The organism is Streptomyces sp. NPDC104381 (assembly GCF_055583745.1).
Window position 1 is genome coordinate 638,880 of sequence record NZ_JBVJNK010000005.1, and the last position, 17,246, is coordinate 656,125.

Sequence of the window (17,246 nt, forward strand, 5' to 3'; positions counted from 1 at the left end):
GAGGGGGCCTTCTCCGTCCCGCCGGGAGAGGCCTTCCCCGGCCTCTCCCGGCGGCATGAATGCGCGCCTCGCAATCCTGCGAGGCGCGCATGCGGAGGGTGCAGGTCAGACGTCCTGCTTGGCCCGCGCCATCTCGCGCACCCGGCCGCGTACGAGGAACCAGCCACCGACCAGTGCCGCAGCGATCAGCGGCAGGAGCGTCACGGTCGTCCGCCCCACACCGCCGCCCCACCACATCAGGAACGCCACACCCACGAGGAACGCCAGCGTGACGATCTGGGTGTACGGGGCCCAGGGCAGGCGGTAGGCGGGCCGGGTGACCCGGCCGCTCTGCGAGCGGTGCCAGAACACCAGGGAACACAGCATGATCATGCCCCAGGTGCCGAGGATCCCGATCGACGCGAAGTTCAGCACGATCTCGAACGCCTGGCCGGGCACGACGTAGTTCAGCCCGACCCCCAGCACCCCGAAGCCCGCCGTCAGCAGAATGCCGCCGTAGGGGACCTGCCCCTTGTTCATCAGGCCGGTGAAGCGGGGCGCCGAACCGGACAGCGCCATGGACCGCAGGATGCGGCCGGTGGAGTACAGGCCGGAGTTCAGGCTGGACAGGGCGGCGGTCAGCACGACCAGGTTCATCACGCCGGCCGCACCCGGTACGCCGATCTTGTCCATGACGGTGACGAACGGGCTCTGGTCGCCGGAGTAGGCCGTGTAGGGCAGCAGCATCGCGAGCAGCACCACCGAGCCGACGTAGAACAGCCCGACCCGCCACATGATGGAGTTGATCGCACGCGGCATGATCTTCTCCGGGTGCTCGGTCTCGCCGGCGGCGACACCGCACAGCTCGACGGAGGCATAGGCGAAGACGACGCCCTGGATCACGAGCAGCATCGGAAGGGCGCCCGTGGGGAACACGCCGGTGTCCGAGACGGTGGACAGGCCCGGGGTGTGGCCGTCCACCGGATGCTGCGTGACGATGAGGAAGATCCCGATCAGCATGAAGGCGACCAGGGCCGCCACCTTGATGATCGCGAACCAGAACTCCATCTCGCCGAAGTACTTCACCGAGATCAGATTCGCCGTGAGGACCACCGAGAGGGCGATCAACGCGAGGATCCACTGCGGGACATCGCTGAACATCCCCCAGAAGTGGGCGTACGTCGCCGCCGCCGTGATGTCCGCGACGGCCGTGGTCGACCAGTTGAGGAAGTACAGCCAGCCGGCCGCGAACGCGCCCTTCTCGCCCATGAACTCACGGGCGTACGAGACGAAGGCGCCGGACGACGGACGGTAGAGGATCAGCTCGCCCAGCGCCCGTACGACGAAGAACGCGAAGACACCGCAGACGGCGTACGCGATGGCGAGCGAGGGTCCGGCATCGGCGAGACGGCCGCCCGCACCCAGGAAGAGCCCGGTGCCGATCGCGCCGCCGATGGCGATCATGTTGATGTGGCGGGACTTGAGGTCCTTGCTGTAACCGGCGTCGCCGGCGTCCACGTGGGGGGAGCTCGCCGGTGCGTCGGCGAGCTGATCGGCTGCCGTGATGCTGCCGTCACTCATGGAGGGGGTTCGCCTTTGTGAGGGGAAAATGACCGGTCCCGGCCGGGCCTGTGGGGGAGGCACCCGGCGATGGCTCGAAGGCGCATGATCAGGAACCCTGTGATTCTGGCAGCGCGCCAGGCCTCACGAAAACAAATCTGAGGTATTCCAGAGGTTTCGGCGCAGTAAAGTAAGTGCGCCACCTCACACCGACCCAGCGGTCCCCTCGTCGACGGGGATGCCCAGACGGCCCGCCACGGCGGTGAGAGCCGCCCCCAGCGGCAGTGCGACACGGGTGACGGCGTGACGGTCGCCCCGGGTCGGGTCCTGGTTGACGATCAGCACCGGCTTTCCGGCCTGGGCCGCCTGCCGTACGAACCGGAGCCCCGACATCACGGTCAGCGAGGAGCCGAGGACGAGCAGCGAGGACGCCTCGCGGACCAGGGCACGGCAGTGCTCGACCCGCTGCGGGGGCACGGACTCGCCGAAGAACACCACGTCCGGTTTGAGGATCCCGCCGCAGACCGTGCAGGGCACCACATGGAAGTCCCCGACCTGCTCGTCGGTGAGATCGGCGTCACCGTCCGGGTTGATCCCGGCGGCCACCGGACTGAACCCCGCATTGGCCTCCTCCAGGCGGCGGGCGAGCTCACGGCGCGGGCTGAAGTCACCGCACGAGAGACAGACCACCCGGTCCAGGCTTCCGTGGAGTTCCACGACGCCCTCGCTGCCGGCCGTCCGGTGCAGGCTGTCGACGTTCTGCGTGATCACACCCGAGAGCCGGCCGTGCCGCCCGAACGCGGCCACCGCACGATGCCCGGCGTTGGGGCGGGCGCGGCCGAAGGTACGCCAGCCGAGGTGGCTGCGCGCCCAGTAACGACGCCGGGCCTGCGCGCCGGCGGTGAAATCCTGGTAGGTCATCGGAGTGTGCCGGCTCAGGCTGCCGCCCTCGCCCCGGTAATCCGGAATGCCCGACTCAGTGGAGATGCCGGCCCCGCTGAGCACCAGCACGCCACCGGCGCTCAGGGCCTCGGCCACCGGCTCAAGATCCATGGTGGCCGGCGGCAGGTCCTCCGTGGGCGTCCAGCTCAGGGTGGGGCGCATACGCATGCCCCCAGGGTACGGAACGGGCCGCGACGGGCGTCAGCTCCCGCGACCGGGACTCCGCACCGACTCCAAGGCGCACCCGCCCTCACGCCCGGAACGCCGGCCGACGCTCACCCCCGTACCGCACATGCCCTCACGCCCGTACCGCGCGGCCGGCGCTCACGCCCGTACCGCATACGCTCCGGCCGGACGGGGCCGCTGCGTCCCACCCGGCTCAGGCGCGCAGTGGGCCCGCCGGTAGGCGAGAGGCGACAGGCCGAGATGGGTGTGGAAGTGCTTGCGCAGCACGACCGGGTCCCCGAAGCCGCAGGCCGTGGCGATCCGCGCCACGGTCAGGTCGCTGGACTCCAGCAGGCGGCGTGCCTCGGCGAGCCGGCTCTGCACCAGCCACCGGAGAGGGCTCGTCCCCACCTCGGCCCGGAACCGCCGGGTGAACGTGCGCTCACTCATATGGGCGTGACGAGCCATGTCCTGCAGCGTGACCGGCTCGGCCAGCCGGTCCAGCGCCCACTGCCGGGTGGCCGAGGTGGAACGGTCGGCGTCCTCCGGCACCGGGTGCTCGATGAACTGCGCCTGCCCGCCCTCCCGCCACGGCGCCACCACACACCGCCGTGCGGCCGCTCCGGCCACGGACGCGCCGTGATCCCTGCGGACCAGGTGAAGGAACAGGTCGAGACCCGCCGCCCCGCCGGCAGCCGTCAGGATGCGCCCGTTGTCGACGAAGAGAACGTCCGGATCGATCTCGACCTCGGGGAACAGCCGGGTGAACTCGTCGCAGAGCGCCCAGTGCGTCGTCGCCCGCAGCCCGTCCAGCAGCCCGGCCGCCGCGAGCAGGAACGCCGAGGTGCACAGGCTGACGATGCGGGTCCGCGGCCCGATCCGGTCGAACGCGGCGGCGAGCCGGGCGGGCAGCTCTCCCGTGGTGAGCAGATGGTCCCCGGGCTCCTGGGTGGCGATCACCACCGTATCCGCACGTTCCAGCAGCGACTCGTCGTCGTCCACGACGATCCGGAAGCCCTCGTTCGTACGCACCTGCTCTCCGCCGAGCGAGCAGGTCGTCACTGAGTAGAGCCGTGCGCCGGTCGGGCCGACGGCTTCGTTGAAGACCCGGGCCGCGATCCCGAGGTCCATCGGGATGACCCCGTCCAGGGCGAGAACAGCGACACGATGAGGCATGGCCGGAATGGTACGACAGGTGGCTGCCCAGCCACTCACCGCCTGTCCGGGCAGCGGCGAGGCTGACACGTACCGGCCCGCGGACCCGGGCCGAAGAACGTACGAAGCAGAAATGAGCGAGGACGACATGAACGACCGGACGATGCGCGCCGTGACCATCAGCGAGTTCGGCGGACCGGACGTACTGACCCCCGGACGGATCGCACGCCCCGAACCACTGCCGACCGAGGTCCTGGTGCGCGTCCACGCCGCCGGGATCAACCCGGTGGACTGGAAGACGCGTGCGGGCCACGGCATGGCCGGCCTCCAGACGCTGCCGCTGATCCTCGGCTGGGACGTCTCAGGCGTCGTCGAGGAGGTCGGCTTCGGGGTCACCACGCTCGCACCCGGCGACGAGGTCTACGCCATGCCGTGGTTCCCGCGCCCCGCCGGCGCGTACGCCGAGTTCGTCACAGCACCCTCCCGGCAGTTCGCCCGTAAGCCGTCGTCGCTCTCGCACGTCGAGGCCGCCGCCCTGCCGCTCGCGGCGCTCACCGCCTGGCAGGCACTCGTCGACACGGCGCGCGTGACCGCAGGGCAGAGGGTCCTCGTGCACGCCGCGGCCGGGGGAGTGGGGCACCTGGCGGTGCAGATCGCCAAGCACCTCGGCGCCGAGGTGATCGCGACCGCCAGGGAGCCCCGGCACACCTGGCTCGAGGAACTGGGCGCGGACGAGACGATCGACTACACCAGGCAGCGGTTCGAGGAGGTCACCGGCGACGTGGATGTCGTCATCGACCTGATCGGCGCCACGGACGACACCGATGTGCGATCGGTGTCGGTCACCCGCCGGGGCGGCCTGGTCATCTCCATCCCCAGCGGCGTCTCTGACGCCCTGGCCGCCGCCGCCCGGCAGGAGGGTGTGCGCACCAGCCCGCTCCTGGTCGAGCCGGACGCCGCCGCCCTGACGGCCATCGCCGGCCTGGTCGACTCCGGCACGCTCCAGGTCGAGGTCGAACGCGCCTTCCCCCTCGAACAGGCCGCCGAGGCCCACCGGCTGGGCGAGACCAACCGCACCCGGGGCAAGCTCGTGCTCGACCTCGCACAGTGACGCCGGCCCCCACCGCACCTCCCACCACCCCCGCACCGGTCACCACCGAACGCCCGACAGCCAGTTCCCCATGAAGCGGCGAATTCCGGGATCACGTCATCTACGCTGACAAGATCACGGAGCACGGGGGAGGCTGAAAGCTGTGCATCACACGACCACACGGCTCGGCTCGGTCGGTCTGGTCATCTCGCTCGCCCTGCTGACGGGTTGCACCGACGGCGGGACCCGGTCCCCGGACGGCGCACCGCCGAAGGCGTCGTCCGGGACGTCGCCCGTCATCACGCCGGACGACGCGCAACAGGTCTTCGAGCGCTACGACCGTGAGAACGCCGCTGCGGACGCGGCGCTCGACGACGTAGCCGCGAAGAAGATCCAGACGGGCGTCCTGCTGAAGGAGTCACTCGCCGCGTACGAGATCCACCGCAAAGGCGGGACCGAGGACGAAGCCACCCACCTCACCCAGCCTCGCTTCCTGATCCCCGCCGAGAAGGCAGGCGACCCGTACCCCCGCTCCTTCGCCGTACTGAGCAAGTGGAAGGGCAGCGAGAAGGACCGCTCCTCGCAACTCCTCTACTTCACCCAGACCGAGGCAGGGGGAGCCTGGAAGGCGGACGCCGCCGGATGGGCGGTGACAGAAGCCGCCAAGACATCGGCGAGCGCGTCACCGACGCCTTCGCCGACACCGTCCGAGAAGGACGACGGCGCGGTACGTGTACAGCCGAAGGTGCTCCCGGACATCCGCCGCGGCCCGTCCGGAACGGCCCAGCTGTCGGACACCGCAGACGCCGACCGCGAGATCTGCGACGGGTTCGCCGACTACCTCAGCTTCACGTCCCCGCTCGGCAGCCCCACCGACGACCGCTTCGCGGACGGAGGGTTCACCAGCGATCTCGTCCGCTTCTACAACGGCTGGGCGGACAGCGGCCTCGGGCACACCTTCTCCTACAAGGTGACGGGGGCCGCCCTCCCCGTCTTCCGCCTCTCGACCGGCAGCTCCCTGGTCGCCTGCACCTTCGTACGCGAACACCGCACCACGGGCGCTCACCCCGACGGCACCGTTCAGTACGACAAGGGGTCGGAGGCCGATCTGCTCCTCGGCGGAGGCGGCAGGCAGTGGCGCAGCGTGGTCCAGACGAGCAGCATGACCGCACTGATCGAGGTGCCGGCGCAGAAGTCCCGGGCCGCCACGGTCCTGGCGTGCGACTGCTACGACCCTCAGCTCCTCTCGGCAACCGGGAAGCGCTCCGGCTGACGCGGCGCCGGGCCCCGCCCTGGGACCGGCGAGGCCCGACGCCGTGGCGTGCAGCGGTGTGATCAGCGCCGGTGCCCCTCGTCGCTGAGAACCTGTACGTCGCCATAGGCAGGCACGCTGCCGGTCACCGGCCGGCCGGAACGGATGCCGACAGCCGCGTCCAGCGCCGCGCCGAGCGCGACCCGGTACAGCAGAGAGCCCAGACTCACCCGCCGGACGCCCAGCGCACCGAGTTCCGTGACGCCGGGCCCGGAGGGGGAGTGGAGGATGTTCAACGGTACGTCCAGGACGTTCACCAGGGCGGTGATGCGCACGGGGTCGGACAACCCGGGCACGAACACACCGTCAGCGCCCGCCCGGCTGTAGGCGGCGAGCCGGGCCTCGGTCTCGTCCTGCCGGATGTGCAGCCAGTGGGTGTCCGTGCGGGCATTGACGAAGAGATGCGGTACGGCGGCCTTGACCGCCGCGATCTTCGCCGCGTGAACAGATAGGGGGGTGAGCGTCCCGTCGCCTCTGCCGTCCTCCAGATTGATGCCTGCCGCACCGGCGGCGGCCAGCCGGCGGGCGAATTCGGCGACCTCCGCCGGGTCGTCGCTGAAGCCGTTCTCGGCGTCGACGGACAGCAGGAACCCCTGGTTGCCCAACTGCCGCGTCAGCCGAAGGGTTTCCTCCCGCGTCACCCCCATGCCGTCGGGCAGCCCGGCTCCCGCGGCCACGGCGAGACTGCTGGTGCCGATGGCAGAAAAGCCTTGCGCGGCCAGGGCGACCGCTGACGCGTGGTCCCAGGCGTTGGGCAGCAGGAGCGGTGACCCGGTGTGATGGAGTGCGTGGAGACTGGTCATGCCACCAGGCTAGGAGCCGAACCTTTCGGTACCCGGCGAACCATGCCGACCGGCCCACACGGTTCCGACCGACGGACGCGGGGCTGCGGCGGCCCGAGTGTCCTGCGGCCGTATGATGCCGTCGGGCAGCGGCAATTGAGGACGATCTGCTGTCCTGCCGATGCCGGGGCCGGTATTGTTTCCGCGAGCTCTTCCTCCAAGCTTCATCCGTTCCTCCTTGCTCCTGGGGCGCAGCGCGCCGCGGTCCGCCGCGGCGGGGTCGCCTCCGGTTCGGGGAGGGCGGGACGCCTTGGAGAAGGGTTTCCCTTGAAGAACACCAAGAAGATGCGTGCCCACGTCCTGCGTGGGGTCGCTCAGGTCGGGAGCAGTGTGGCGGCGGCTGTGCTCACCAAGGCTCTCTGCATGTTGCTCGGCTTGTAAAAGAGGGGGAAGGGCTCAGGGGCGCCTGGGGAGTACAACCAGGCGCCCCGAACTTGCGGGCGAGAAACGCGACGGTCCTTGATCACGATGGGACCACAGGGCGTGGCCGGCCTCCGGGAAGCGCCGATCGGCCCGCCCTGTCGGACGCGGACAGTAGCCTCGGGCACCATGGGGATTCAGATGGGCGCGGTGGTGAGCTACCCGGTCAACGACGAGATGGAGCGGGTGCTCGGGCTGAGGCAGCGAAGCCCGAACTGGCCCACCCTGAGGAATTCGGCGCGTTCACGCTCTTTCGCCGTCGAGTGGGCGGACGTACGGCAGTCGCTCGGGGTGGCGTCGTGGTCGCCGAGCTTCTGACTCCCGCCGAGGTGCACTGGCTGCAGGAGCAAGCCCGCACTGTCCGTCAAGGATTCACCTGCCCTAACCATCGCTCGAAGCGACGTTCAGCGAACGGATCACCCGCCGCATCCACCGCTACCCGGTGCCGGTCCGTCTGATCGTCAACCGGCGCGGGCGACAAGCAGCGGCTGGAAGAAGCCTGTCTCCTGCGGCATCCGCCAGCGGGCGTCGACGAAGCCGGCCTCGGCCGCGAAGCCGGCCAACCGGTCCTGGCTGAGGGCCCAGTAGGTGGTCCGGCGCACCTGGACGCGCCATTCTCCGCCTGCCGGAAGGAGTTGGAAGTGCTCCAGGTCGTAGTGCTCACCGTCGTCATGCCAGTGCCAGAGCTGGAAGGTGACGGACCGTTCTCCGTCGTCGGTGCCGACGACGGAGTCGGCGCTCCGGTGGACTTGTGGAGGCGTCGAGACGGGGTGGTCGCGCAGCAGATCGTCGTAGTTGCGGGTGCTGAGCAGCAGCAGGCCATCGGGGCGCAGCACGCGGCGCATCGAGGTCAGGGCGGCGCGCACATCCTGCTCGGTCAGGAGGTGGGGCAGCGAGTTGTCGGCGCAGACGACGACGTCGAACCGGCTGTCGGGAAAAGGGAGATGCCGCATGTCGGCGGCTGCCGTGCGCAGGCTGAGGCTCCGGCGGGCGGCCTCACGGCCGGCGCGGGCGGCGGCGCGAGGGCTGAGATCGGTGCCGGTGACGCGATGCCCACGCAGCGCCAAGCCGATGGCCTGTGTACCGATCCCGCAGGAACAGTCGAGCACCTCGACGTGGTCCTGACTGATCAGGGCGTCGAGGGCGTCCCCCTGCCGACGGATGCCGGCGCCCCAGTCCGAGTAGATCAGGTGATAGTCATCGGCCAGTTCATCGTAGAAGCGCGCCACCGATGTCTCAGACATGGCCAGAGACTACCGGGCCTGATCTTCCCCAGGCGCCGGTCGCCTCTCGGAGACAGCTGCCCTGTCCACCGGAGCCGGTCGGGTTCACCAGGGCCGGCCGGTGGCGGGTCTCCGCATGCTCCGCCGCACCGGCCAGGCCCACCCGCCCCGCTGCGCCGTCGTGTGGTTCACCTCACGGCCCCCAGATGAACGGGTCCGGAACATCTCCGTGTGGTGCTGCGTTCCTTTGGGTGTGGGTACGGAGGGGACTGTGTCCCCGGGCCTCACCTATAGCCCATGAGGAAGATCGTTCGGCTGAAGCCTCATGGAGCCCTCCGCCGAGAGGCGACCGCCCTCCGCACCCACACCCCAGCGGCCCCGGCTGGCCTCCCCCGACCAGTCGGGGCTTTCCCATGCTCCCGCACCGCCCGCCGGTCATGCGGAGCCTTCGGAGTCCCGGTCCGCCTCGGGGAACATCGGTCCGGTGCGACCGGGCTCAACCGGCGGCGGTGCGCTGCAGCGTGAACCAGAACGTCGGGACCGGGTTCGTGCCGGGCGTCACATCGGTCAGGCGCCACCCGGAGAACCTGGCGCCGAGTTCGTCCGCGGTGACGCCGGACCACGAGTCGTCGAACGCTCCGGGTCCGTACCCGAACATCAGCAGCCGTGCACCGGGAGCCGCACGCTCGGTGACGCCGGCGGCGTAGGCATCGCGGCGATGCGGTGGAATCCCGCAGTAGCAGCTCAGGTCGAAGAACAAGTCGTACGGGCCGGGCGCGCCCACCTCGTCGAGCCGGGTGGCGTCCCCGCACAGCACCGTGACGTCCGCTCCGGCCGCGGTGGCCTTCTCCCTCGCCTGCCGGACCGCGCGGTCGACCAGGTCGACGGCGGCCACCCGCCATCCGTGCCGGGCCAGGTAGACCGCGTTGGTCCCGGTACCGCAGCCGAGTTCGAGGACCTTGCCCGGCGTCAGCGCGCCGGGCCCCTCCACGAGGGCCACGAGCTCGGGCGGCGTGACGCCGCTGTCCCACGGCGGCTTGCCGTCCCGGTAGAAGTCCTCCAGCGCGCGGCGCACCGCCGCCTCCTGGCCGAGCTCCTCAGCTGTGCGAGTTTCACTCATCGCTGCCCCTCCGAGTTTCTAGAGTCGAACTCTAGTGACTGACTCTAGAGATAGACTCCGGGCATGGATGCGGTCAAGGGATCCGGCGGACGGAACGCGAAGCGTCCCGACAAGCGGGCCGAGCGCTCGCGGCGCACCCGCGAGAGCATCGTCGTGGCGGCGCGGGACCTGTTCGCCGCGCAGGGGTACGGCGCGACAAGCCTTCAGGAGGTCGCGGACCGTGCGGGCGTGGCCGTCCAGACCGTGTACTTCGTGTTCCGCAACAAGCGCACACTGTTCAAGGACGTCGTCGACACGGCCATCGCGGGCGGTGCCGAACCGGTCGCCACGATGGACCGCGACTGGTTCCGCACCGCGTGCGCCGAGCCCACCGCTGCCGGGCAACTGCGGGCCCACGTACGGGGCGTGCGCGACATCCTCGGCCGGGTCGCCCCGATCATTCCGCTGATCGCGGCCGCGTCGGCCACGGACCCGGAGATCGCCGCGCAGTGGCCCACCGGCCCCGACCCCCGCTACACCGTCCAGTACGCCGCGGCGGAGGCGCTGACCTCCAAGCCCGACGCCCGCCCCGACGTCGACACCGCCCGCGCCGCCGACCTGCTGTACGGGCTGCTCAGTCCGGAGCTCTACCTGATCTTTGTCCGCGACCGGGGCTGGTCCCCCGAGGCGTGGGAGGGGTGGGTCTGCGCGGCCTTGACCACGCAGCTCTGTACGGACCCCCAGTAGGGCATCGCCCCCACGGCGTACCGCCGGCGGTGTGTCAACGTTGCGACGAAGCCCCGGAGTACAGCACCTCCCGGGTCCACAGATGGCGCGGCTGCGTGTGCAGTCGCCAGTAGTGCTCCGCGATGCTGTCGGGGTCGAATTCGGTGCCGGGGGACACCGGGCCGTCCACGGTGACAGCAGACACATGCAGCCCGGCCGCCCCGTACTGCTGGTCGAGCAGCGTGACCAGCGTCCGGAGACCCGACTTGCCCAGCGAGAGGCTCACGTACTGCGGCTTGGGTTCGGGCATGCCGCCCGTGACGAGAAACGTGCCACTCCCGCGGGCTGCCATGGCCGGCGCGAGGCGCGCTGCCGTGTTGACCGCCCCGATGACGTTGACCGCCCATGCGTCCAGGTGCTCGCGCACCGACAACTCGCCCAGTTCGTCGGCTCGTACGAGAGCGGCGTTGTACACGGCGACCTGCGGAACGCCATGCCTGTCGACAGCCTGGTCGAGAGCCGCGTCCAGCTCGGCCCGGTCGGCACTGTCGGCCTGCAACGTCAGGACGGGAGCGCCGTGGGAAGCCACCGAGCGCGCCACCTCGCTCAGATTCTCCTTGCGCCGGGAGACCAGCGTGATCGGCAGGCCCTCCCGTGCGAATCGATGGGCGACTGCCTGACCGATCCCCGGCCCCACCCCGACAACTACCGCACCTGACATGGCTGCACCTCTCCGCTTCACGACCGGCGATACTGGGGACCGTAAGGCGTCCCATCGGTGTGAAGGTCAAGGAGAAGCGGATGCGCATCGGCGATCTGGCTCGCGAAACCGGCGTGAGCAGGAGGCTGTTGCGCTACTACGAGGAGCAGGGTCTGCTCCAGCCGGTCCGGCTCGACAACGGTTACCGCGACTATGCCGAGACGGATGTCGCCAGGGTCAACCACGTCCGAGCGCTGCTCGCCGCCGGGCTCTCCACCATGGTCATCGCCAAGGTTGTGCACTGTGTCCACGGCAAGGGCGAGCTCACGATGCCGGCCGACTGCCCGACGTTCGTCGGGGTGATTCGGCGCGAACGGGCCCGCGTCACCGAGGCGATCTCCCAACTCGAGAGTTCGAGGACAATCCTGGACACCATCCTCGACACGGCGACAACGCCCTGAGGCGAGAGGAAGTCGGAGGCGCTCTTCGCGCACTCGGTCTGCGTGCGGCCGGCACAGGGTGGTGCTGTCGGCGCTGTCGATGGCGCCCGAGCGCACCTTGCGGATGAGCGAGGTCGCCCACCATGCGGGAAGCACGTTGTCCCGGCTTTCGAATGTGACCATCAACCTCATGATTGGCACTCAGGCCCGAGTGCCGGAAGGCGTTCCGTTCCGCGCACCCGACGAGATCGCCCTCGACTACTGGAACCTCCACATCGAACGCACCCGCCCCCAGCACCTCATCGGTGCCTGAACCCCGGGACGACGCCTCCAGGCGTGGCGGGCAGTCAACTGCCGCAATGGCCGGCCTGCTTGCGTCCGGAGTTCGGCAGCACTGACGGTCAGGGTTGTGCCGTGGCGACCTTGATGCCGAAACCAATCAGTACGACACCCGTGGTGCGGTCCATGGCCCGGCGCACGCGGGGCTTCTGGAAGAAGGCACGGGCTTTGGCCAGGAGCATCACGTAGCTGCCGAGCCAGACAGCGGTCAGCATCGCGTGGATGAGGACCAGCAGCGCCATACCGGCATGCCACGACAGCCCGGACGGAGCCAGCGCAGGAAGCAGGCCGGTGTAGAAGACGGCGATCTTGGGGTTGAAGACGTTGCTGATCAGGCCGGTCCGCCAGGGATTCCCGACAGGGGCGGTTGGCAGGGCGTCCGCGGACTGCGCCTGGCCGCGCCGGCTGTGCACCAGCGCCTGCACACCGAGGAAGATCAGATAGATGGCGCCGGCCAGCTTGACCAGGGTGTACACGGTGGTGGAGGCGGCCAGAACTGCGGCAAGACCCACCACCGTGAGGACACCCCAGACCAGCAGTCCTGTTGTGATCCCGCCGACCGTCCGCAGGCCGTCCCGCCACCCGGCGGAGACGGCCCGCTTCGTTACGACGGCCATGTCCGGCCCGGGCACCACGGTCAGCACGGCGAGTACCCCGGCGGCGGTGAGGAACTGTAGGAACATGCCCTCAGTCTCACATCCAACGGGCTGGGGCCGAGGCCTCGGCCCGTGGACCGCATGGACGAGCCTTCAACTAACCTGCGCGAATGACGCGGATGGAGCGGGCCGCCGGCGTGATCGTCGGCTCAGCGGTGGGAGACGCCCTGGGCGGCCCCTTCGAGTTCGGCCCCCAGGGGGTTTTCTCCGCACGGTTCCCCGCCCCCGGCTCCGGAGGCGAGATGTGCGGAGGCGGTGGCTGGGACCCCGGCGAGGCGACCGACGACACCCAGATGGCCGTCCTGGTCGCGGAGTCCCTCCTTGAACGGGGCCGGTTGGATCTGCCGGACATCTTCGCCCGATTCCAGCGGTGGGCGGCATCAGACCCCAAGGACATCGGCTTGCAGACCGAAGATGTCCTGACCAACGGCATGCCCTGGAACCTCGCCGCCGCGATCCATTTTCAAGTCAACCAGCGAGCAGCGGGAAACGGCTCCTTGATGCGGGCATCGACCTCCGCGGTCCACTTCGCACCTGCCGGCCAGGAAGCCACCATGGACGCGGCCCGCCGCATCGCAGCCCTCACCCACGGCGACCGCGCGGCCTGGGAAGGAACCGCGATCTTTCACGAGCTCATCCGTGTCACGTTCGAGGACATCGACCCTCTCGCCGCGCTCCCGGACATCCTGGCTCTCGTCCATCCCGACCACCGCGCCCGCTATGCCACCGTCCTGGCGCCGGACTGGCATCCCGATCAGGCGACCGAGTTCAACGGCGCCGTTTGGCCCTGCCTGGGTTCCGCCGTCTGGGCCCTACGGACCACCGCTGACTTCGAGGGTGCGATACGCACGGCGATCGACCTCGGTGGTGACACGGACACCGTGGCCGCAGTGACCGGAGGCCTCGCGGGCGCGTACTACGGGCTGGACGCGATCCCCGCCCACTGGACCCAGCCCCTTCATGTCCCCCTGCCCGGATTCGACGGACGGGTCCTGCGTCTGGCAGACCTGCTCCACCTTGCACACCGCCTCGGAGGCTGAACCGCATCCTCCAGGTGATCTGCCCACGGACGAGGGGAGTTGGTGAGTTGAGGCGGCCACGCACTGCTCGGTGCGCGCGAAGATGGCCGGATTCCGAATTCCGAGCGACGAACTCCCCGTAGAGGCGCCGCTGGACCGAGCCCGGTTCCGCGAGTCCGGGAGGCCCGGGCGTCACACTTCGCGAGTGGTCCGGAACGTCCCTGTTGCGGTGAACGCCTTGGTGATCGGCGCGAAGCGGCGGGCGCCCACGTTGCCGATCGGTGCCCACAGCGCGGCGCAGTGCTCGTCCGTCTCCACTTCGATGCGCTCGCGTGCCGGACTGCCGGCCTCGGTGACCACGCCGTTGGGGTCGAGCCAGCCGCGCGCGACGAGGCGTGCCGTCGCCGCGCTCCACTCCTCGTCGTCCCAACGGCGGGTCGCTCGCACCAGAGCTGTGGGGAGGCGGCCCGTCGCGGTGTGCAGGACGAGACAGTCGCACGGCCCGAGGCCGTTGTCGGCGAGTACGACGAGAGGGGCGTCGCCGCGCCACTCGCGCGCCACCGTGATCTGCTGCCAGAGCGCGACGAGAGGATCGGGGGGAAGCGCGACCGAGGCATTCGCGGCGGCCAGTACCTTGCCGGCGTGGTCGGCACCGGCGACGACGGGGTCGATCAACGAGCGTGCCTCGGCAAGGTGGTCGTCGACGAGATGTACGTCGACGCGCCGCATCGCCCGCCCGGCGGCCAGGAAGCGGGCGGCCTGCCATCGCTCGGGCGGGGCGGCGTCCCATACGCCCGCCATGGTCCGCAGCGCCCGCGGGCTGAAGTTGTAGAAGGCCCCGAGGGCCACCTGCCACGGAACCGCGCCCATCGCGGCCGACCGGAAGGCCAGATGGGCCGGCCCGCGGTCGGTCACGCCGAGCTCGGCGGCCTCCTCTGCGGTCTCGGGGACGAGATATATGAACAGGTGAGCATCGCTGATGGCGCGGCTGACGTCACGGACGGCGTTCAGGTCCATCGGGCCGTCGCCTGTACGGGCGGAGTCGGGAAGGGCGTCGAGGTGGTGTTTGCGGAGTCGGGTGGCGCTGTCAGGCGGGTGTTTCGGCGGTGGCGGTCAACACCGCGCGTCCAAGGGAGTGACCGGCCATGGTGAAACCGAGGACAGCCGGTGTGGCGTCGGGTCCGTGCAGTGCCCAGCGTGCCTTCGATCATTGCGGCGATCTCGGAGGCCGAGCAGGACTTGAGCCGGCTGTGGACGCACGGCGACTTCTTCTCGACGTGCCAGTGGATCATCACCCCGGGTCGCGGTAGCGCTGGTGCCGCTGGGCCATGAGGTTGCTGGACCAGGAGCCGCGCGGAGCACGGGTGTTGGGCCCGGCTGATGAACACGCACCGTACCGCCGCGGGACAGCCTCGCTCTCGCCCTGCTTGCCGCTGACCGCGACCCGCTGGATGCCCAAAGGCCCCGAAGAGGCCGGGCGATCCGTCGGCAGCGGGCGTGTGCGCGCTTCGGTAGAAGATCTCGCGCGACGGACGGCAGATTCCGAAGGTCCGCGCGTGAAACCCCCTTGCCCAATGGTCAAGAATCGTTGACCATTGCGCGTATGCCTACCGACGATCTTCCCGAGACGTTTCACGTCACCACGGACGAGCAGCTGCGGGCCGTCTCCAATCTCACGCGCCACCGGATCATGGCCGTGCTCCGCTTCGAACCCGCGACGATCACGCAGATCGCCGAGCGCATGGGCCTCGCGAAGGGGAGTTCCAGCTATCACGTGCGGCTGCTGGAGCGGGCCGGCCTGGTGAATGTGGTACGGACGCGAAAGGTGCGGGGTGTCACCGAGCGGTACTACGCGATGGCCGCACGATCGATCGAGCTGCCGGATCCGGGCAAGGGAGGGCCGGATGTGCTGATGCGCCATGCGGTGGCGGACCTGGAGTCGTCACCGGTGGACGATCGGCACGTACGGATGGCGCACCTGCGGCTCACCGAGGAGCAGTTCGCGGAGCTGGGGGAGCGGCTGCAGGCACTGGCCGACGAGTACCGGGAACTGTCCGATCCGTCGTTGCCGGACGCGTCACTCGTCTTCGCACTGTTCCACCCGGCACCGCACGAGCAGACGGAGAGGAGCGCCAAGTGAACCCAGATGTTCGGAAGTTGCCGACCGGGTTCGGACGGCTGTGGACCGCGCAGACGGTGTCCTCACTCGGTGACGGGGTGTCGCACGCCGCGCTGCCGCTGCTCGCGCTGACGTTGACGCGGGATCCGATGGCGCTCGCCGTCGTCACGGCCGCCGGAACGCTGCCGTGGCTGCTCTTCGGCGTGCTCGGCGGCGCCCTGGTGGACCGCTGGGACCGCCGGCGCACGATGTGGGTGACGGACACGGCGCGCGCGGTGCTACTCGCGATACCGGCGGCAGCGGCCGCGCTCAACGAGCTGAGTATTCCGCTGCTCGCGGCCGTCGCCTTCCTGCTCGGCCTCGGCGGACTCTTCTTCGACACCGCCGCCACGGCCTACCTGCCCGATCTGCTCGGCCGCGAACCCGCACTCCTGGAGCGGGCCAACTCCCGCTTACGCGGAGCCCAGACCGCCATGTCCGGCTTCGCCGGGCCGCCCGCGGGCAGTGCGCTGCTCGCCCTCGGGCGGGCGGTTCCGCTGCTCACCGACGCGGTGTCGTTCATGCTCTCCGCACTGCTCGTACGGTCCCTTCCTGCCATGCCCCGGCCCGTGCCGGAGGGCCGCGAGTCGCTGCTCCGCCAGGCGCGGGCCGGGGCTTCGTACGTCTTCCGGGACCGATTGCTGCTCGGGCTCGCACTCCGCCCAGCGGTCGGGAACGTCGCCTTCCTCGCTGTGGAGACCGTCCTCGCCCTCTTCGCGCACGACCGCCTCGGCATCGACACCTACGGCTTCGGCCTGCTCCTCACGGCGGAGGCCACCGGCGGCCTGCTCGGTGCGGGCATCGCCTCCTCCCTCGGTCGGCGACTCGGAACCGGCGCCGCACTGACCTGCACCGCCGCCGTCGAAGGGCTGGCCATCCTGGGCCTTGCCGCCGCCCCGAACCCGTACGTGGCCGGGTGCGCGCTCGCCGCCTGCGGGGCCGGCATGGGCGCCACGATGGTGCTCGGGCCCTCCCTCCGGCAGGCGATCGTTCCGGCCTCCCTCATGGGCCGGGTCGCCTCCACCTCCCGCATGCTGGCCATGTGCGCCGCCCCCGTCGGGGCCTTCCTCGGCGGCTGGCTGGCCACCACCTACGACATCCGCACCCCGCTCTACGCCGCCGCCTTCCTCCTCCTGGCGATGACTGCCGTCACGGCGTCCATGACCAGCAACCGGCGGGTCGAGGCGGCGCTGCGTGCCGCCGTCCCGACCGGTGGGCCGGACCACCCGGCATCCGAGGGACCCGCGCAGGAGAGGGCACCCGAGCTGTTGTGACGGTCGAAGTGGTGGAAAGGATGTTTCCTGAGGAAGAAACGGGCATTCTTGCCCCTCGTTACTGGACGGCACGGGCGGCCCGGGGCCCCACAGGCCGCTGTCCGGAGGTTGATTGAGTATCCGTGGATCCGGGCTTCCGGATGTTCA

Annotated in this window: 18 protein-coding genes and 2 pseudogenes; 9 read left to right on the top strand and 11 right to left on the bottom strand. The window is 70.1% G+C overall.

Annotated features, from left to right (window positions below):
• Positions 1-105: 105 nt before the first annotated feature.
• The 3 genes from ACZ607_RS20665 to ACZ607_RS20675 form a co-directional block, all read right to left on the bottom strand.
• Positions 106-1,560 carry an amino acid permease gene (locus ACZ607_RS20665; RefSeq protein ID WP_469736522.1) on the bottom strand — a complete coding sequence of 485 codons (1,455 nt, stop codon included), beginning with the start codon at positions 1,558-1,560 and terminating at the stop codon, positions 106-108.
• A gap of 183 nt (positions 1,561-1,743) precedes the next feature.
• Positions 1,744-2,649: an NAD-dependent protein deacetylase gene (locus ACZ607_RS20670; protein ID WP_469736524.1), complete on the bottom strand. Its 906-nt coding sequence runs from the start codon at positions 2,647-2,649 to the stop codon at positions 1,744-1,746.
• A 156-nt stretch (positions 2,650-2,805) separates the two neighbouring features.
• Positions 2,806-3,822 (bottom strand): GlxA family transcriptional regulator, encoded by a 1,017-nt coding sequence (locus tag ACZ607_RS20675; RefSeq protein ID WP_469736526.1) that lies wholly within the window; start codon positions 3,820-3,822, stop codon positions 2,806-2,808.
• A 112-nt stretch (positions 3,823-3,934) separates the two neighbouring features.
• Here ACZ607_RS20675 and ACZ607_RS20680 point away from each other — a divergent pair, with 112 nt between their 5' ends.
• Both ACZ607_RS20680 and ACZ607_RS20685 read left to right on the top strand, forming a co-directional pair.
• Complete coding sequence (locus tag ACZ607_RS20680; RefSeq protein WP_469736528.1) at positions 3,935-4,912, top strand: NADP-dependent oxidoreductase; 978 nt, start codon at positions 3,935-3,937, stop codon at positions 4,910-4,912.
• Between the two features lie 142 nt (positions 4,913-5,054).
• The gene (locus ACZ607_RS20685) at positions 5,055-6,164 is read left to right on the top strand and encodes a DUF8094 domain-containing protein (protein WP_469736530.1); all 1,110 of its coding nucleotides are present in this window, start codon (positions 5,055-5,057) and stop codon (positions 6,162-6,164) included.
• Positions 6,165-6,226: 62 nt separating this feature from the next.
• Here ACZ607_RS20685 and ACZ607_RS20690 read toward each other — a convergent pair whose 3' ends face one another.
• Positions 6,227-7,006 (bottom strand): isocitrate lyase/PEP mutase family protein, encoded by a 780-nt coding sequence (locus ACZ607_RS20690; RefSeq protein WP_469736532.1) that lies wholly within the window; start codon positions 7,004-7,006, stop codon positions 6,227-6,229.
• A 588-nt stretch (positions 7,007-7,594) separates the two neighbouring features.
• On the opposite strand from ACZ607_RS20690, the gene ACZ607_RS20695 reads away from it, so the two are divergent.
• Entirely contained in the window at positions 7,595-7,783 is a 189-nt protein-coding gene (locus ACZ607_RS20695; RefSeq protein ID WP_469736534.1) for a hypothetical protein, read from the top strand.
• A gap of 143 nt (positions 7,784-7,926) precedes the next feature.
• Here the strand turns inward: ACZ607_RS20695 and ACZ607_RS20700 are convergent, their stop codons facing one another.
• Positions 7,927-8,709: a class I SAM-dependent methyltransferase gene (locus ACZ607_RS20700; protein WP_469736536.1), complete on the bottom strand. Its 783-nt coding sequence runs from the start codon at positions 8,707-8,709 to the stop codon at positions 7,927-7,929.
• 475 nt (positions 8,710-9,184) lie between these two features.
• Positions 9,185-9,808, bottom strand: coding sequence for a class I SAM-dependent methyltransferase (locus ACZ607_RS20705; RefSeq protein ID WP_469736538.1), 624 nt, complete (start codon positions 9,806-9,808; stop codon positions 9,185-9,187).
• Positions 9,809-9,871: 63 nt separating this feature from the next.
• On the opposite strand from ACZ607_RS20705, the gene ACZ607_RS20710 reads away from it, so the two are divergent.
• Positions 9,872-10,534: a TetR/AcrR family transcriptional regulator gene (locus ACZ607_RS20710; RefSeq protein WP_469736540.1), complete on the top strand. Its 663-nt coding sequence runs from the start codon at positions 9,872-9,874 to the stop codon at positions 10,532-10,534.
• A 34-nt stretch (positions 10,535-10,568) separates the two neighbouring features.
• Here ACZ607_RS20710 and ACZ607_RS20715 read toward each other — a convergent pair whose 3' ends face one another.
• Positions 10,569-11,234, bottom strand: a complete 666-nt coding sequence (locus ACZ607_RS20715; RefSeq protein ID WP_469736541.1) for an SDR family NAD(P)-dependent oxidoreductase — start codon at positions 11,232-11,234, stop codon at positions 10,569-10,571.
• Positions 11,235-11,314: 80 nt separating this feature from the next.
• Between ACZ607_RS20715 and ACZ607_RS20720 the strand changes: the two genes are divergently transcribed.
• The gene (locus ACZ607_RS20720) at positions 11,315-11,674 is read left to right on the top strand and encodes a MerR family transcriptional regulator (RefSeq protein WP_469736649.1); all 360 of its coding nucleotides are present in this window, start codon (positions 11,315-11,317) and stop codon (positions 11,672-11,674) included.
• A 169-nt stretch (positions 11,675-11,843) separates the two neighbouring features.
• Positions 11,844-11,966 (top strand): hypothetical protein, encoded by a 123-nt coding sequence (locus tag ACZ607_RS20725; RefSeq protein ID WP_469736543.1) that lies wholly within the window; start codon positions 11,844-11,846, stop codon positions 11,964-11,966.
• Positions 11,967-12,054: 88 nt separating this feature from the next.
• On the opposite strand, the gene ACZ607_RS20730 is transcribed toward ACZ607_RS20725, so the two are convergent.
• Complete coding sequence (locus ACZ607_RS20730) at positions 12,055-12,675, bottom strand: LysE family translocator (RefSeq protein ID WP_469736545.1); 621 nt, start codon at positions 12,673-12,675, stop codon at positions 12,055-12,057.
• A gap of 83 nt (positions 12,676-12,758) precedes the next feature.
• Here ACZ607_RS20730 and ACZ607_RS20735 point away from each other — a divergent pair, with 83 nt between their 5' ends.
• Positions 12,759-13,688: an ADP-ribosylglycohydrolase family protein gene (locus ACZ607_RS20735; RefSeq protein ID WP_469736546.1), complete on the top strand. Its 930-nt coding sequence runs from the start codon at positions 12,759-12,761 to the stop codon at positions 13,686-13,688.
• Positions 13,689-13,859: 171 nt separating this feature from the next.
• On the opposite strand, the gene ACZ607_RS20740 is transcribed toward ACZ607_RS20735, so the two are convergent.
• From ACZ607_RS20740 to ACZ607_RS20750, 3 genes and pseudogenes are all read right to left on the bottom strand, one after another.
• Positions 13,860-14,684 carry an SCO6745 family protein gene (locus ACZ607_RS20740; RefSeq protein ID WP_469736547.1) on the bottom strand — a complete coding sequence of 275 codons (825 nt, stop codon included), beginning with the start codon at positions 14,682-14,684 and terminating at the stop codon, positions 13,860-13,862.
• A 70-nt stretch (positions 14,685-14,754) separates the two neighbouring features.
• Positions 14,755-14,844 (bottom strand): annotated as a pseudogene (locus ACZ607_RS20745) (YbhB/YbcL family Raf kinase inhibitor-like protein); the annotation flags it as partial.
• A 2-nt stretch (positions 14,845-14,846) separates the two neighbouring features.
• Positions 14,847-15,018, bottom strand: a pseudogene (locus ACZ607_RS20750) (Tn3 family transposase); the annotation flags it as partial.
• A gap of 252 nt (positions 15,019-15,270) precedes the next feature.
• Between ACZ607_RS20750 and ACZ607_RS20755 the strand changes: the two are divergent.
• Positions 15,271-15,807, top strand: a complete 537-nt coding sequence (locus ACZ607_RS20755; protein ID WP_469736548.1) for an ArsR/SmtB family transcription factor — start codon at positions 15,271-15,273, stop codon at positions 15,805-15,807.
• Positions 15,804-17,099, top strand: a complete 1,296-nt coding sequence (locus tag ACZ607_RS20760) for an MFS transporter (protein WP_469736549.1) — start codon at positions 15,804-15,806, stop codon at positions 17,097-17,099. The genes ACZ607_RS20755 and ACZ607_RS20760 overlap by 4 nt, the downstream gene beginning before the upstream one ends.
• Positions 17,100-17,246 lie beyond the last annotated feature (147 nt).